Origin of the sequence: Daejeonella sp. (assembly GCF_037719425.1) — a bacterium.
GTDB lineage: Bacteria > Bacteroidota > Bacteroidia > Sphingobacteriales > Sphingobacteriaceae > Daejeonella.
This window is the reverse complement of the sequence record NZ_JBBJNI010000093.1, coordinates 1-16,257: the sequence shown is the minus strand read 5'-3', so window position 1 is coordinate 16,257 and position 16,257 is coordinate 1. Positions and strand designations below refer to the sequence as shown.

13 protein-coding genes are annotated in these 16,257 nt (G+C 40.6%); 9 read left to right on the top strand and 4 right to left on the bottom strand.

Translation table 11 applies throughout. The features are described from left to right. The 3 genes from WKF69_RS12665 to WKF69_RS12655 form a co-directional block, all read right to left on the bottom strand. A partial coding sequence (locus WKF69_RS12665) for a TonB-dependent receptor (RefSeq protein WP_340382382.1) occupies positions 1-3,062 on the bottom strand: 3,062 nt, incomplete at its 3' end. Between the two features lie 151 nt (positions 3,063-3,213). Then, entirely contained in the window at positions 3,214-4,314 is a 1,101-nt protein-coding gene (locus WKF69_RS12660) for a FecR family protein (protein ID WP_340382380.1), read from the bottom strand. Positions 4,315-4,386: 72 nt separating this feature from the next. Then, positions 4,387-4,980, bottom strand: coding sequence for an RNA polymerase sigma-70 factor (locus WKF69_RS12655; RefSeq protein ID WP_340382379.1), 594 nt, complete (start codon positions 4,978-4,980; stop codon positions 4,387-4,389). A gap of 229 nt (positions 4,981-5,209) precedes the next feature. On the opposite strand from WKF69_RS12655, the gene WKF69_RS12650 reads away from it, so the two are divergent. From WKF69_RS12650 to WKF69_RS12615, 8 genes are all read left to right on the top strand, one after another. Continuing rightward, positions 5,210-5,794 carry a TlpA disulfide reductase family protein gene (locus WKF69_RS12650; protein ID WP_340382378.1) on the top strand — a complete coding sequence of 195 codons (585 nt, stop codon included), beginning with the start codon at positions 5,210-5,212 and terminating at the stop codon, positions 5,792-5,794. Positions 5,795-5,840: 46 nt separating this feature from the next. Next, the gene (locus WKF69_RS12645; protein WP_340382376.1) at positions 5,841-6,083 is read left to right on the top strand and encodes a hypothetical protein; all 243 of its coding nucleotides are present in this window, start codon (positions 5,841-5,843) and stop codon (positions 6,081-6,083) included. Between the two features lie 472 nt (positions 6,084-6,555). Beyond that, entirely contained in the window at positions 6,556-7,545 is a 990-nt protein-coding gene (locus tag WKF69_RS12640; protein WP_340382374.1) for a PstS family phosphate ABC transporter substrate-binding protein, read from the top strand. Positions 7,546-7,547: 2 nt separating this feature from the next. Continuing rightward, positions 7,548-8,435 (top strand): phosphate ABC transporter permease subunit PstC, encoded by an 888-nt coding sequence (gene pstC, locus WKF69_RS12635; RefSeq protein WP_340382372.1) that lies wholly within the window; start codon positions 7,548-7,550, stop codon positions 8,433-8,435. Then, on the top strand, positions 8,428-9,291 hold the full coding sequence (gene pstA / locus WKF69_RS12630; RefSeq protein ID WP_340382370.1) for a phosphate ABC transporter permease PstA: 864 nt from the start codon (positions 8,428-8,430) through the stop codon (positions 9,289-9,291). Before pstC ends, pstA begins: the two co-directional genes overlap by 8 nt. Continuing rightward, on the top strand, positions 9,291-10,061 hold the full coding sequence (pstB, locus tag WKF69_RS12625; protein WP_340382369.1) for a phosphate ABC transporter ATP-binding protein PstB: 771 nt from the start codon (positions 9,291-9,293) through the stop codon (positions 10,059-10,061). Before pstA ends, pstB begins: the two co-directional genes overlap by 1 nt. 28 nt (positions 10,062-10,089) lie before the next feature. Then, entirely contained in the window at positions 10,090-10,746 is a 657-nt protein-coding gene (gene phoU, locus WKF69_RS12620) for a phosphate signaling complex protein PhoU (RefSeq protein WP_340382367.1), read from the top strand. A gap of 91 nt (positions 10,747-10,837) precedes the next feature. Beyond that, positions 10,838-11,797: a homocysteine S-methyltransferase family protein gene (locus tag WKF69_RS12615; protein WP_340382365.1), complete on the top strand. Its 960-nt coding sequence runs from the start codon at positions 10,838-10,840 to the stop codon at positions 11,795-11,797. A gap of 230 nt (positions 11,798-12,027) precedes the next feature. Here WKF69_RS12615 and WKF69_RS12610 read toward each other — a convergent pair whose 3' ends face one another. Then, positions 12,028-13,515 (bottom strand): PAS domain S-box protein, encoded by a 1,488-nt coding sequence (locus WKF69_RS12610; RefSeq protein ID WP_340382363.1) that lies wholly within the window; start codon positions 13,513-13,515, stop codon positions 12,028-12,030. Positions 13,516-13,990: 475 nt separating this feature from the next. On the opposite strand from WKF69_RS12610, the gene WKF69_RS12605 reads away from it, so the two are divergent. Beyond that, positions 13,991-16,257, top strand: a 2,267-nt coding sequence (locus WKF69_RS12605; RefSeq protein ID WP_340382361.1) for a PAS domain S-box protein, incomplete at its 3' end; no start/stop codon positions are given.

The following is a 16,257-nucleotide window of genomic DNA, read 5'->3' as shown; positions in this document are numbered from 1 at the left end:
CTTGAAGAAACGCGCTGGGGCCTTCCGGCAAATGCCTTTGGAACATCGGTATTTGTGTTCGAGGGAGTCCATCGCTTCAAGGCCTCCGTTGTAGCGTTGTTAATGCCGGAAATTGTTTCCAGTTCAAGCAGGGTGTAGCTTAAAATATCATTTCCCTGAGATCCCTGCAGAAATACATTCAGATCAAAATTTTTATAACTGAAATCATTTGTGAAACCAAAAATGAAATCGGGGTTAGGATTGCCGATGATGGTCCTGTCATCATTATTCAGCAGTCCATCAGGTTCGTTTAGTGCTTTCCCGTTAGCATCTTTTTTACCGCCAAGATCTCTGAAATTCTCTCCTCCTGCCGCTTGCTCAAAACCGCCGCCCGGTTTAAAAGTTGCACCCGTTTGGTACACTCCATCATAAATCCAACCAAAAAAACTGCCCACCGGCTGACCGACTCTTAAAACCTGGGCCGTTCCTCCAATACCAATCATATGGCCCGGAGCAATGGCATAAATTATATCATTTCCACGAGGTAATTCCAAAACCTTATTCCTGTTAAAGGATATGTTAAAATCTGTACTCCAATTAAATTTCCCGACTATATTTTTAGAGCCAAGGGAAAACTCCAGCCCTTTATTCTGAATCTTACCAATATTCTGTGTTTGGGTAGAATAGCCGGAATATTGCGGCAGGGGCACGCTAAATAATAGGTCTGAGGTAATAGATTTGTAATAATCAGCTGTAAAGTTTAGCCTGTTCTTTAAAAAGCCGATATCAACACCATAATTTTGCTGAGCTGTGGTTTCCCATTTTAAATCGTCGTTCGCTATAGTTGTAGGCCTGACAGCATTCACCGGAGATCCATTTACTATGGTAAAGACCGAAGAGAAGCGAGCCAATGTCTGATAAGGGCTTATGGCCTGATTACCCGTTAAGCCATAACTTATCCTCCATTTAAAACTATTGATCAGGGGTATGTTCTGCATAAACTTTTCATTATGCATATTCCAGGCTAGCGCTGCTGATGGAAAGAACGCCCATTTGTTATTCTTACTGAAGTTTGACGAACCATCATACCGGGTATTAACGGTAAGCAGGTACCGATCTGAAAAATTATAATTAAATCGTCCGTAATAGGATGCTAATTGCGATTCTGAAAGAGCAGAGTTACCCGCTAAAAAAACAGCACCGCCCCCTAAATTTCTAAACGAAACCGAATTACTTAAAAAAGACTGACTTCGGGCTCCCGATTCTTCATTGATAAACTTCTGATATGAAAAACCACCTAAAATTGAAATTGCATGCTTTTCTGCAAACTTGTTTGTATAGGTTATAAAATTTTCATTGATAAAACTATTTCGTAGTTCCGAATCTACACTTGCATCTCCGCCAACATTTCTGCCGCCATTAAGGGTAGTGGGAGTAAAGAGGCCTATCCGCTGATTATTTGAAAAGGCGCCAAAGGTAGTTTTGAATTTTAAGTTTTTTACCAAATCGAAATCCGCATAGAAATTATATTGGTACAAACTGCCTTTATCTTCTGATTCCAATTCGTTGACAACAGCAACAGGATTATCATGCGGATCCCCTATCAAAGCAATGGAATAAGTGCCATCTGGTCTCAATACAGGCTGATCCGGCCCGAATTTGAAAGCACCTGAAACTACTCCGGTGCCAGTAGAGCCTCCTGAATTCTCCTGGGTCCGGACACCTATATTTTCAGATGACCGTGCAAACAAATTTAGGCCGATCTTAAGCCATTTTGTAGCGCTGAAATCTAAATTGCTCGTAACCGAAAATCGCTTGAACGATGAATTATGGATAATTCCATTTTGATCATATAGCGCACCCGATACATAATATCTTATCGCATCAGTACCTCCTGATAGTGAAAGTTGAGTGTTTTTAATATCACCCTGACGGAATATAAGGTCTTGCCAATCCGTGTTTTGATTAGCTGAAACGTATGCCGGATTTATTTCTTTTATATAATCGGCAAATTGGCTGCCATTAAGTAACGGCAGCCTGTTAATTTCCTTTTGACCTGAGTAAGATGAATTAAAATCTATTAAAGTTTTACCGGATTTACCTCTTTTAGTACTTATTAAAATGACACCATTTGCGCCTCTGGAACCATAAATTGCAGTTGCTGAGGCATCTTTCAGAATCTCCATCGACTCTATATCTTCCGGAGGGGGCAAAATACCACCTGCGAAACCATCGACAACGAAAAGAGGATCACTACTGGCGTTAACCGATGTGCCGCCCCTTATCCTGATCTTATAACTACCGCCGGGATTTCCATTGTTTGCCTGTACCAATACACCAGCAGCTCTCCCCTGTAAAGCTTGTTGAACTCCTGATGATGGAAATGCCGTAAGCTCTTTACTTTTGACTGATACGACTGAGCCGGTTAAATCGCTTTTTCTAACTCCGCCGTAACCAATAACTACAACTTCATTCAATGCCTCATTATCCTCTGACATGGTCACATTAAGCACAGAGTTGCTGCCCGTAGACCTTTCAATACTTTTAAAACCTATATATCTGAATACAAGCACTCCATTATCATCATCGACAGAAATTCGGTAATTTCCGTTTTCATCAGTCGCTGTCCCCAGGGTTGTACCTTTAACACTAACACTCACACCAATTAACGGTTGATTGTTCTCGTCAGTAACCCTGCCGGTAACCGGTCTGGCTGGCATGGCAGATTTAGATGTGATTACCAGCAAGGTGTTTTGAATCTTATAGGTCAGTGTTGTGGTACTTAATAAATCAGTCAGCACATCCCGAACATCTTCGTTAGTAACGTTAACGCTAAACAACTTTCCCTTTGGAATTGCATCATCATTGAATATCACACTGTAAGTCGACTTTTTTTCGATTTCCAGAAATATTTTTTTCAAAGAAGCATTCTGCATTTGCATCGTGATACTCTGAGAGTGCACGTTGGCGGTTAGTTGAAGGCAGAAGGCAACCATTAAAAATATGGTCAGTTTCATACACAAAATGATTTTTAATAACTCTTTTTTCGGAACACAGGAACTGCTCCAAGAATATTTTTTCATACTTTTAATTTTACGTTTAAAGAATTGGTGTAATTACATGAATTATTGGTTACAGCCATTTTCATGTAGATCTGATTTAGTTACGGGAAGTACTATGTATTTCCCGTTTCTTTTGTAAATCTTTTTTCTTACATATTGCTTTTTTAGTTGATTATTTATTAGAGATTATGGTCACGGTATTATTGTTTTTGTTATAGTTGTAATCAAATTGATAGGTTTCTTTTAAAGCGTTTATTGCTTCGATAAAAGTTTCATTTTTAAAAGTTCCGGTAAATTTCTTTTCCAGCATGATGGTATCTTTAATATCAATTTTAATATTGTACCATCTTTCCAGGTCGATTGAGAGCTCCCGAAAATTTTTCTCTCTGAATATTAGTTTATTTTCTACCCATGAAATTTCTTCAATATCATCAAGTGGTGTCAATTCACCTATTTTAGATAAAGATATTATCGAAGCTGCCTCTCTTGTTTTGCCGGATCGGAGAGGCTCTGTTGATTGCTTTTCAGGCACACGGTGAACTATTGATATTTTCTCCTTAGGTTTTAGTATTATCATTTCTGAAGGCCGGCTGGGAAATGAAACTTCCAAAGACCCCCTGATTAAGGTGGCCTCACTGCTCATGCTTTCTTTATACGCACGAACATTAAAAGCAGTCCCAAGAACTTTCAATCTCATGCTTTTTGTTTGTATGATAAAGGGATGGCCCGGATCATGTTTTATATCAAAATAGGCTTCACCAACAAGGCTCACATTGCGATTCTTGATACCGTAATGATCATCATAGGTAATTGTGCTTCCACTATTAAGCCATATTAAAGAACCATCCGGCATCTGCACTTTAGACTTAGAACCGTGCTCCGTACTTACGATATTTAGCTTTTTGGTGGAACTGAAATTATCGGATCTAAAGACATTGAAAACTACTACAAGCAGTGCAGCAGCCGTTAATAAAGCGAAAACCAACTTTTTTACTTTATATGACTTTGCGTAATAAGATTTAGGGGCTAAATTGGGCTGGCTGTTATTTTTTATTTTTGAACTAAAACGTTCCCAGCTCTCTTCAACTGAACCACGGTCAGGTATTCCTTCCTGGAGATACTTTACATTAAAAATTTGATGCAGATCCTTAAAATCTTCGGCTTTCAAACCATACTCCTTTTGCAAAGCGTTTAAGGCTGCAATATCCTTTAAAGTAAAATTGCCAAGTTTTCTCTTAGCGATCAAAGCGAGAAATCTATCTGTATCTGTCATTACTATATTAAAGACAAAAAAGAAGCAGCTTACCCCTAAAGACGGGAATAATATTTTTGAAACTAGGTGAGGTTAAATAGATTTTTTCTTATAAGTTCTTGAAACAAGCTCCGGGAATTCGAACTCAAAGGCGAGGCTAAGCTTCTTCAAAGCAATAGTCATTTGTGCTTCTATGGTCTTGATGGAAATATTTAACAATTCAGCTACTTCAGCGTATTTTAACTCATCTTCTTTAATAAGAATAAATATGGCTTTGCATTTAGGAGGTAAACTTTGTATGGCGGTTTGGATAAGCTCAATTCTTTCTTCGCTAATCAAAGTATCTTCGGGCGATACTGTGATTGGGCCCAGATCGAAATCGAAGGAGCACTCAATGCTCTGGGAAAGAATTCGATTTTTACTCGCCAGGTAATTTAGGCAAGCATTTTTTGCGGACACATATAAGTAAAATTTCAGATTCTTGATATGTGTAAGGGAACCTCGGTTATCCCAAAGCTTCATTAAGATATCTTCCACTATGTCCTCACAAATTTCTCTTTGTTTAATGTAGCCTTTAGAGAAAACAATTAATCTGGGATAATATTCCAAATAAATAGACTTGAATAATGACTCATCATCTTTTTCATGCGAATTAACTAATAGCTGATATATATTACTTTCAGACATTTTAACTAGCCAATTAGTTATGTTGGAAAATGGGCAAACTAAACTATAAATAATTTTTATTATATAAGTAATTAAATAAAAGGGTCACTAGGGACGAGAAAATCATGAGTGGGAAAGTTCAGGCTTTGCATGATAATTGGAAATAAATTCTTTTGCCTCAAATCTTTTATAACTTTGGGATATGAGTGGGAAGGAAATTAAGTACTGCGGCTAATGATTTTGCTCCGTAATGAAAAATAAATCGGTCGTTTCGTTTTCTAACATAAGCACCGCCGTATTGCTAGCTTTTTTCATGCTAATGTTTTTCAGTCCGGAGGCAAAGGCTGTAGTTATAAAGGGGTTGATGCAGATCGGATTTTTCCAGCCTGATGTTGACAGCGGACGAGAAATTACTCCGGCACTCGCAGAGGATATCAGCTTTACGGATAGTCTAGGCAAGACAGTCAGTTTGTCAAGTCTGAAAGGGAAAGTAGTTTTTATTAATTTCTGGGCTACATGGTGCCCTCCGTGCCGCGCTGAAATGCCCTCGATCAATAAGCTCTCACGTAATTTGAAAGACAACAAGAATATTGTATTTCTAATGGTAGACATGGACAATGATTATAAGAAGGCGAAGAAGTACATGACAAGGAAGAAGTTTTCACTGCCAATATTTACGCCTACCAGTGCTCTTCCCGAAAGCCTTTTCAGCGGATCGCTTCCGACAACCATCATTTTCAACAAAAGAGGAACGTTGGTATTTAAGCATGAAGGTGCGGGTGATTTTTCGGGGAAGAAAGTTCAGGAATACCTGAACAAATTGAGCGCCGAATGATAGAATTGAAGCAACCACTCTCATGCAATTTTGGTAATATTGAGTTATGACCATTAAATCATATCCCGATACTTTAAATCTTAACTACGGAACCGATGCCGATGCAATTCCTGAAAAAAACCAGAATCTAACATTAAGACTATTTGTTTCCGGAAATACTGTAACCATTAAAAAGACATATCAATATGAGGATTTTGCGCTTAAGTATCATTCTGCGGGGAAAAGTTCTATTTCCCTAACCAAAGTTTCAGACACTTTGCATCTTAAAGACATTCGCGGAAAACTATAAATTGATCACCAAGAACAGTTTACTTTTTAGAGGGAAAGATGGTAGGTACAGTGTTTATTGGGTTCTCAAAAACGTCTGAATGATATTTGCTCTAAGAGGTCTGGAACCTAAATGTTGGTTTTGCACGAAATAAGAGAAAATGAATTGAATGGCTGGGGTTATAAGCTCTTGGAGAATCAGTGGGTTGGCTTAAGAAACGAACCCAACACTTTCTGGTGTAGAAGTGCATGCCTGTTCAGGTCATTCCGCGTATAGCCGCGGAAAGGCCTAGTTCGTTTTTCGCGTTCTTCTATTTTTTTAAGGAGCTCAAGCTTTCCTTCGGAAGGTTGCTTCCCTCCCGCCCGTCGTGCTTCGGCAAGCTTTTTGCTTGAAATAAATGTCCCTTTTTGGAAGGCTTACTTAATTAGAGTAACATTGACTTTGGGTAAGACGGTAAGGTTTAAGCAACGTAATCAAAAGCACAATCCATTGAATGAATAGATTTCGAATTACGTATTGTGTATTGTTAATCTCCTTCCTTTTATGTTCCTGCTTCAAGGAATATAAGGGGAAAATCAACATTGATGGTTCCAGCAGTGTTTATCCTTTAACTGAGGCGGTAGCCGAAGAATTCAGAAAAATTGAACCCGATATCCGGGTGACGGTTGGAATTTCCGGTACCGGCGGCGGATTCAAAAAATTTCTTCGCGGTGAAACTGATATCAGTAATGCCTCCCGTCCAATCAGTAAAAGTGAATTAGAAATTAGCCGGACAAATGGGATAGAGTTCATTGAAATCCCTGTTTCATATGATGGGATGGCAATTGTGGTAAGTCCGAAAAACGATTTTGTCGATTATATAACAGTAGAAGAACTTAAGGTAATGTGGTCCCCTGAAAGTCAGGGCAAAATTAACACCTGGAAACAAGTTCGGGCAAGCTGGCCTGATGTACCTCTAAACCTTTACGGCGCTGGTACTTCTTCCGGCACTTATGATTTTTTTACTGAAGCAATTAATGGAAAGGCGAAAGCCTCCAGAGGCGACTATACGGCGAGCGAAGATGATAATGTGCTCGTACAGGGAGTTTCATCTGACCAATATGGGCTCGGGTATTTTGGTTTAGCATACTTTTCAGAAAACAAGGATAAGCTAAAGCTTATTCCTTTAAAAGTAAACTCAGGAGCAAAAGCGATATTTCCTACCGATGCAACTGTAAAAAGCGGGGAATATCAGCCCTTATCCCGTCCGGAATTTATTTATGTGAATGTAAAATCCGCATCAAATCCATATGTTAAGAAATTTGTCAAGTTCTATCTCGAAAATGCAGCGAAGTTAGCTGAGGAAGTAGGGTATGTCGCTTTGCCAGCCAGGGTCTATGAACTATCCTACGAACGCTTTACAAAGGGTAGTAAAGGATCGGTTTTTGAAAATAAATCTACTGTCGGTGCAAAGCTGCTCGATCTTTTATCCGAGGAGAAATAAATATGGCATCACTCAGAGTAAAATCGGAAAAGGCCATAGAAATCGTAATGATTCTTTGCAGCCTGGTGTCTGTATTGACAACTATTGGTATTATATTGGTTCTCTCCGTCGATGCCTTCAAATTTTTTAATGAAGTTTCGATCTTTTCTTTTTTAACGGACACCCAATGGACTCCCCTTTTTGAAGACAAGCATTTTGGTATTCTATCACTTTTATCAGGAACCCTTTTAACAACTTTTATTGCGGTCCTGATGGCCGTTCCTTTAGGCATTACCATTGCTGTTTACCTTAATGAATATGCCTCGAAAAGATTCACCAGTATTGTTAAGCCAATCCTCGAGGTGCTTGCCGCAATACCCACTGTAGTTTATGGTTTTTTTGCTCTACAGTTTGTGACGCCTATGCTGCAAAAAATCATCCCGGGTTTATCCGGCTTTAACGCTTTATCTCCAGGGCTGGTGATGGGAATCATGATCATCCCCTATATAACATCACTCAGCGAAGATGCTTTAAGGGCGGTTCCCCGTTCTCTCCGGGAAGCTTCATATGGGCTGGGTGCAAACAGGTTTCAAACTGCTTTCCGGGTAATTGTTCCGGCAGCAAACTCGGGCATCATAGTGTCAGTTATACTTGCTATATCCCGGGCTCTGGGGGAGACAATGATAGTTGCCATTGCGGCGGGCCAGGAACCAAAGCTGACTTTTAATCCACTGGAATCGGTCGAAACAATCACCACGTACATCGTGCAGGTAAGTATGGGGGATGTGCCCCAGGATTCCCTTGAATACAGAACCATATTTGCAGCGGGCATAACTTTGTTCATTTTCACTTTCCTTCTTAATAATATCAGTTATTGGATCAGGAAAAAATATAGTCAGCGGTATGAATAGAAAGAAACGTATATCTGCTAATACAAAGGACAAAATCTTTAACATTTTTGCAATGTTATGTACGGCCTTTGTTCTTTTAATCCTGGTAATTCTTTTTGCCGACATTCTTATTAAAGGTCTTGGGAGGGTTAACTGGTCATTTATTGTAAATCTCCCGTCCCGCCATCCCGAACAGTCCGGAATCTTCACGGCCCTGGCGGGAATGTTTAGTCTGCTGTTATTTACTATTTTAATTGCTTTGCCAATAGGGATTCTGGCAGCGATTTACCTGCAGGAGTACGCAGCAAACAACAGGCTGGCAAAAGTTGTGGAGATCAATATCTCGAACCTGGCGGGCGTTCCTTCGATAATTTATGGAATACTAGGTCTCACGCTTTTTGTAAGGACGGCTGGTTTGGGTAACAGTATCCTGGCGGCTTCACTCACACTTGCTTTGCTGATAATGCCTGTGATTATTGTCGCAACCCGGGAAGCTATTAAAGCTGTTCCTGATTCACTCAGGGAAGCTTCATATGGCATGGGGGCCACCAGATGGCAAACCGTGTCGAGGGTTGTCCTCCCTGCCTCTTTTGGCGGCATACTGACCGGGATAATTTTATCTGTTTCGAGGGCAATTGGAGAAACGGCCCCTTTAATTGTTGTTGGGGCACTGGCTTACGTTCCCTTTATTCCGGAAGGCCCTATGGATCAGTTTACTTCGCTGCCAATACAGATTTATAACTGGACCTCACGTCCTCAACAGGGTTTTGTTACTAACGCCGCAGCAGGCATAATTATACTGCTGTTATTCACATTTTTATTAAATGGCATAGCTATTTACCTCAGAAATAAATGGTATAAGAAAACGACATCATAATGGCAGAAGAATTAGAAATGTATAAGTTAAAAGCCAGGGATCTCAGCTTGTTCTATGGCACCAAGCAGGCTCTTAAGGATGTCACGATTAGCATCCCTCCTAATTCAGTGACCGCTTTTATTGGCCCGTCAGGGTGTGGAAAATCCACATTTCTGCGATGCTTTAATCGCATGAACGACTTAATTCCAGGAGTGAAGATCACCGGAGAGGTTATGATTGACAACGTGGATATTTACAATGATACGATTGATGTGTATGCTTACCGTAAAAATATCGGCATGGTGTTCCAGAAACCCAATCCATTTCCTAAAACCATATTTGAGAATGTAGCATTTGGCCTGCGGATTAATGGAGAAACATCGAAATCAATCATACAGGAGGCCGTCGAAAATGCATTACATCATGCTGCCTTGTGGGATGAGGTTAAGGATAATTTACATAAGTCTGCCCTGGCCCTGTCGGGCGGACAGCAGCAGCGATTATGCATAGCCCGGGCTATTGCAATTAGGCCGTCTGTATTATTAATGGATGAACCCGCTTCAGCACTGGACCCCATTTCAACAGCGAAAATAGAGGAGCTTATTCATCAGTTGAAAAAAGATTTCACCATTGTTATAGTAACGCATAATATGCAGCAGGCAGCCCGGATCAGTGACAAAACTGCCTTCTTTTACCTTGGCGAATTGATCGAATATGATTTCACGGACAAAATTTTTACGAATCCTTCCAAGACTTCCACACAAAATTATATAACGGGAAGATTCGGTTGATTGTCCATCACAAATAATCATAATTATTATGACACATCTGGAAAAAGAATTAAAAGCACTAAAGGCAGAGACAGTGGACATGTGGCAGCTCGTTCTGAGCCAATTACAGAAAGCCTCTCATTCCCTCCAATCATTTGACAAGGATTTTGCGCACGAAGTGGTTGCCGGTGAAAAGCGTGTGAATGCGATGGAACTAAAAATTGACAGAGATTGCGAAAGTATTTTTGCACTGTATAATCCCGTCGCTGTTGACCTAAGGCTCGTTTTGGCCACATTAAAGATTGTCAATAACCTCGAACGGATCGGAGATATCGCAGAAGGGATCAGCAATTTTATTTTAAGTGAGAAAGAGCCGTTTGATAAATCTTTATTAAAAAGCACCAGGTTCGATCAAATGTTCGAGGGTGCTATCAAAACAGTTGAAGACGTACTAAAGGCTTTTGAAGAGGAGGATACAAAGCTTGCGCGGAGCATATTTAAACAGGATGAGATACTGGATGAAATTAATATTGCTGCAAACCAGCATATTACTTTATTTATCGGCGATCATCTGGCAAAAACCGAGCAGGCCTTGAATGTCCTCTCTATAATCCGCAGGCTGGAACGCGTAGGCGATCAAAGCAAAAACATAGCAGAGGAGATTATTTTTTATGTGGAGGCAAAAGTATTAAAACACAATAAATAATGTCGTCATGCAATATTGCTTTCGATAAACATGTGTTTTAACTCCCACGGCGTTAGGCTTCCTGATACCTAGCACAATTTAAACCGGAACTATGTTACATAGTAAAACAATTCTCCCGAATGCATCCGCAAATTTGTTTTTAACAGACGGCGGCCTGGAAACTACCCTTATTTTCCACGAAGGTTATGACCTGCCGTATTTTGCCGCCTTTGATTTACTAAAAGACGAAAAAGGCTATAATTCAATCAGGGACTATTACAGGCGTTATTTAAATATTGCAAAAGAATTCAAAACAGGTTTCATACTGGAAAGCCCGACGTGGCGAGCCAGTTCAGACTGGATTGAAAAAATGGGTTACTCAAATTCAGCGGTAGCAGAAGTCAATCAAAAAGCAATTCAGCTTCTGGCAGAGCTGAAAGAAGAATTTAAAGACTACTTACCTTCCATTGTTATCAGCGGCTGTGTTGGCCCCCGTGGTGATGGGTATAAGCCTGGACATATAATGACCGCCAGCGAAGCCCGGGAATATCATTCAACGCAAATAAAAGTGTTTGCGGATGCACGAGTTGATATGGTTGCAGCTATTACGATGAATTATGCAGAGGAAGCAATTGGCATTGTTCACGCTGCAAATGATCTAAATCTCCCTGTTGTCATTTCTTTTACTGTTGAAACGAATGGTAAACTGCCTTCCGGACCAGGTTTAAAGGAAGCAATAGAAAAGGTTGACAAAAGCGTAAAAACGCCGCCGATATATTATATGCTTAATTGTGCTTACCCAACACACTTTATGGAGGAATTGCAAGACGGGATAGAGGAGCGCTGGACTGAACGGATAAAGGGAATCAGAGCAAATGCATCTTGTAAAAGTCACGCAGAGTTGGATGAAGCCATTGAATTAGACAGGGGAAATCCGCAGGAATTAGGCAGGGAAAATAAAAGATTGAAAGAAAAATTTAGTCATTTAAACGTATTTGGCGGTTGTTGCGGTACAGACGAAGAACATATTTTTGAGATTATTAAGCAGATGACAAGCAGCGCAGCGCTCTAAAGTCATTCTATATTTAGATTTAAGTGATGGGCCGACAAAGTGCCCGTTTTCATCCCTTTATGAGAGTGGAAAGTTGAGAGTGGAGAGTTGGCAGGCGTACCTTAAAGGAACAAAATACTAAGAGCAAAGACTCAACCTGCCTGCCGTCATGCAGGGACTTCTACAAGGCAAAATGCGCTTCGCCCGCCGGAGGGCAGCGGAGGAGAGGTAAGAATGGGAGTGGACTATTTTTAAATTACCGGCAACGAAAAGGAAAATGTAGAGCCCCTTGGGTCATTATTTTGTACCCATATCAATCCATTATGTTGACTTATTATTTCTGAAGTAATAAACAAACCGATCCCCAGACCGGAATTATTTCGTTTCGGCAGTTCTTCAAGTTGGAAAAATTTCTCAAATACCTTGCTATGATTGCTCTTCGGAATGCCGATCCCATAGTCTTTAATGTCGGTCACAACCATGTTGTTATCGCGCCGGGTTGTTATTTCAATCAGATCAGATCCCGGCGAATATTTAACGGCATTGTTGATGAGATTCATCACAGCCTGTTCAAGCCTAATGGGGTCCAGCTCTACTTCACTCTTTTCACTGCTTGTGAAGAGTATGGTATGATTCGGATAAATTATCCGGCTACTTTCAATAATGCTTTGCAGATATCCGTTGTAACTAACAATCATTTTATCTACTTCAAACTTCCCGGACTGGATACGGGAAATATCAAGAAGGCTAAGTATTAAGGCATTCAGTTTATCAGAGGTTTCGTTTATCTGCTTCAAAAACTGTGTAGTCATTTCCTTACTATCTTTTTCAACACCTCTCAAGGCTAACTGCGCAAAAGCTTTGATGGCAGTAAGAGGTGTTTTTAACTCATGGCTTGCTATGTTTAAAAAGTCCCGGCTTCTCTGATCTCCCTCTCTTACGTCATTAAGCTCGATCTGCTGGCGTACAAACTCCTTTTGCTTTTCTATCTTATCGGTGATGTCCTCCATGAATGCAATAAAGAACCATTGCTTACCTATTTTTACGTTGGAAATACTTAAGCTAATGGGGAACTCTTTATTGCCTTTGTTTATTGCGTCGACTTCTATGGTGGTATTCAGTACGGGGCCTTCGCCCGTTTTTAAAAAATGGGTCATTCCCTTTCTATGAGCCTCCCGGTAACGCAAGGGTATGATAAGTTCGGATAATGGATGTTTAATTGCTTCCTCCCTGGAAAATCCAAAGACTGCTTCGGATTTTGTATTCCATTCGACAACAAGCTGATCTTCATCTATAACGACTACTGCATCGGGGGCCTTCTGGAAGAATTGTGTAAGCCTTGATAATTGCTCTTCCCGTTTCCTGATCTGAGTAATTTTAAAGGTTACATCCCTGAATACACCCCGCGTGTGAACCAATTTATTACTTGAGTAAAATGGCCTAATATTTCCCTCCAGAAGCAATGACTTTCCGTCTTTCCTTCTCACCTTTACCTGGAAATCGTCTGAGATTCCTTCGGTAATAGCATCTGAGCGTCTTTTCCGGTAGTTCGCATGATCTTGTTCGTCAATAAAGTCATAGATAGAGGTGCCTATTATTTCGTCTTCGGAATAACCCAAAGTCTTTTGCCATGATGGATTAACAATTTCAAGCATCCCCTCTTTATTCGCAAAATGTATCAGGTCGTTAGTGTTAACGAAAACGTCATAGAAGTATTTATCGGTAGAAGGGTTTTTCATTTTGGATGGATGAGCTAATTGATTTCAGTCTGCGTTAGCAGGAGCTGAATTTGCACAACTTAAGTGCCACAATATTAAATCCCGCATTCGGCTTTTTGTCCACCGAAATGCGCAATACATATTTCCGAACATAATTGTTGGTGACTTCAGGAAAAAAGCTGCTTCCTAAAGGGAAATTCGGATTTTTGGTATCAGCGCCCGTCGCCAAACATTATATGATAAATATTGTATTATGTATGGTATAAGTGATTATATCGAAAATCCTTTCTCCCGGAGCTACTCAAGAAGAAACTAATATTCGAATAAATGTAATGTTTGAAAGTGCGCTTAGATACTTTTTTTAAAAGTAAAATCTGCGCATCTTTAATCTCGTATTTAAGATTATCCTCCGGAATTGTTCCTCTAGTCGATGTTTAGATTAGGTAAAGTTTATTTCGAGGCTTATTTTTCCGTGCACAATTTACAACGCTGGTGTATGATTAGTTCGGAGATATGGTTAAATATTGTCGAGACATCACCGGTACCGATGGCGGTGTACAGGGTTTTCGAAAAGCGATTTCCGCTGGTATTTTCTAATAAAGCCTATCAGGAACTATTCGCAGTTACGGGGGCTGGGCTCAAATCTGCTTCCGGTATATTTTCCTTTTCCAGTGTCACCGCAAATCAGGACTTTGTTTCTGTCTTTGATAAGTCGTTACAAAAAGTATTTAAATCCGGATTGACGGAACGGATCAATAATCTGGAACTGAGTATTCATTACCCGGATAAGGCGGTTCCCGAGCGGATTAATATAGATATCGAAAACACACCATTTGTAGAGGCAGGCTCAGTAAAATATGTTTGTCAAACTATAATCAGACACGAGATATCGGCAATGACTGTTTTGCCGGACGCACCGGGCTCAGAACCACGAAGCCGTGCAGAATTAATGATAGACAGCGGCGAAGCCAATGATGCAACTGAACGGCACAATGCTGAATATCAGCTTAAAGCGAGTAAAAAGATATTCCGCACCCTTGTGGAAAATGGTGCTGATGTTGTAGTAATACTCGATAGTGCCGGAAAACGCCAATATGTTTCCCCCTCCATAAAGAGTGTTTTGGGATTTACCGAGGAGGAGGCAATGGCTCTTTCACTGAATGATCGGTTACATCCTGCAGATCAGGCTAGTGTCGCTGAAAGATTGCTCCAAGCATTGCAGCGGCCAGGAGAGCCCATTGAGGGGCATATCGCACGGGTTAAGCATAAAGATGGTTCCTGGCGATGGATAGAAGCCACCTTTACAAACATGATGAACGATCCGATGATTAACGGGATCGTAAGTAACTTTCGGGATGTGACGAAACGCCAGGAGGCGGAGCTTGAGAGAAATCTTCTGATCAATAATACAGAGGAGTCTTTCGTTCTTCTTAACAAAGATTTGATAATCGTCTCCTTTAATGATCAATTCTACAGACTATATAAGAATTATTTCAACAAAGAGGTCCGAAAAGGTGAGTTTATACTGGATTACGCTCCACCTGAGAGACGTACTGTCCTTTTAGGAATCTATAGCAAGGTTCTTCAGGGGGGATTAGATTCGACAATAATACATGTAAAAGACCCTATTTTTAAGGAAGAGCTCATTTATGCCGTCAAGTATAAACCTGCGAAAAACTCTGAGGGTGAGATTATAGGGGTATTCGTTACCGCCTTAGATGTAACAGATCGAGAAAATGCATTACGCCGTCTGGAAGGAAACGAGGCTAAACTGCTTGCTGCGCAGAAAATAGCGAAAGTGGGTTATTGGCAGTCGTTTCCGGATCAAAAAGGGTTGTACTGGTCAAATGAGGTTTACAATATATGGGGCCGTGATAGAAAGACGTTTCAGCTAAATTATGAGTCTTACTACGACACAATTCATCCGGATGATAGGGAGGAATTTCTGAAGAGCCGTGAAAAGGCGTTTACCGAAGGCGTTCAGCATGACATAGAACATCGGATAATACTTCCGGACGGAACAATTAAGTGGGTTCATGCTCTCGGTAATCTCGTCAGGAACGAACGGGGCGATATCATTATTTTTGAAGGTACTGTTCAGGATACTACCACAGACAGGTTGGCATTTGAAAAATTATTAATCAGCGAGGCCCGGCACAGGGGTATTGTCGAATCGCAGACTAACTATATGATCCGTATGGATCTTGAGGGAAATTATAGTTTTTGTAACAACAAGTTCCTTGAGGATTTTGGCTGGTTGTATCAGGGGAAAGATGTAATTGGCGAGAACATTATGAGCTCTATACTAGAGTATCATCATGAACGGGTAGCCACAACTGTCGGGAAGTGTTTTGGAGAGCTCAATAAGGTCTTTCAGGTATTTATCGATAAGCCAAAGAAGGATGGCAATGGTGTGGTCTCCACGGTTTGGGATTTTATTTGCCTTACAGATTCAAAAGGCCAGCCCAGCGAAATCCAGTGTGTGGGTATAGATGTGTCGGAATGGAAACAAGCCCAGGAAGAGCTTGAAACAAGTAACGCGCGTTATGAATATGTAACGCGGGCCACTTCGGATGCGATCTGGGACTGGGATTTGAGAACTGATGAAGTTTATCGGGGCGGCGGTTTCCAGGCCTTGTTTGGGTATTCGGGTGACACTACCGAAAATCTGGGTGATTTCTGGGAAGAACATATTCATCCCGATGATCTGGAAGGAGTGCTTCACAATATTGAAACAGTTCTGAATGGAAATTTAGAAACATG

What these genes read in the sequence shown, in the direction of transcription:
- phoU (WP_340382367.1), top strand. Translation starts at nt 10,090, where the DNA reads ATGACACATCTGGAAAAAGAATTAAAAGCACTAAAGGCAGAGACAGTG.
- WKF69_RS12645 (WP_340382376.1), top strand. Translation starts at nt 5,841, where the DNA reads ATGACCATTAAATCATATCCCGATACTTTAAATCTTAACTACGGAACC.
- WKF69_RS12640 (WP_340382374.1), top strand. Translation starts at nt 6,556, where the DNA reads ATGAATAGATTTCGAATTACGTATTGTGTATTGTTAATCTCCTTCCTT.
- WKF69_RS12610 (WP_340382363.1), bottom strand. Translation starts at nt 13,515, where the DNA reads ATGAAAAACCCTTCTACCGATAAATACTTCTATGACGTTTTCGTTAAC.
- pstA (WP_340382370.1), top strand. Translation starts at nt 8,428, where the DNA reads ATGAATAGAAAGAAACGTATATCTGCTAATACAAAGGACAAAATCTTT.
- WKF69_RS12615 (WP_340382365.1), top strand. Translation starts at nt 10,838, where the DNA reads ATGTTACATAGTAAAACAATTCTCCCGAATGCATCCGCAAATTTGTTT.
- WKF69_RS12660 (WP_340382380.1), bottom strand. Translation starts at nt 4,314, where the DNA reads ATGACAGATACAGATAGATTTCTCGCTTTGATCGCTAAGAGAAAACTT.
- WKF69_RS12655 (WP_340382379.1), bottom strand. Translation starts at nt 4,980, where the DNA reads ATGTCTGAAAGTAATATATATCAGCTATTAGTTAATTCGCATGAAAAA.
- pstC (WP_340382372.1), top strand. Translation starts at nt 7,548, where the DNA reads ATGGCATCACTCAGAGTAAAATCGGAAAAGGCCATAGAAATCGTAATG.
- WKF69_RS12650 (WP_340382378.1), top strand. Translation starts at nt 5,210, where the DNA reads ATGAAAAATAAATCGGTCGTTTCGTTTTCTAACATAAGCACCGCCGTA.
- pstB (WP_340382369.1), top strand. Translation starts at nt 9,291, where the DNA reads ATGGCAGAAGAATTAGAAATGTATAAGTTAAAAGCCAGGGATCTCAGC.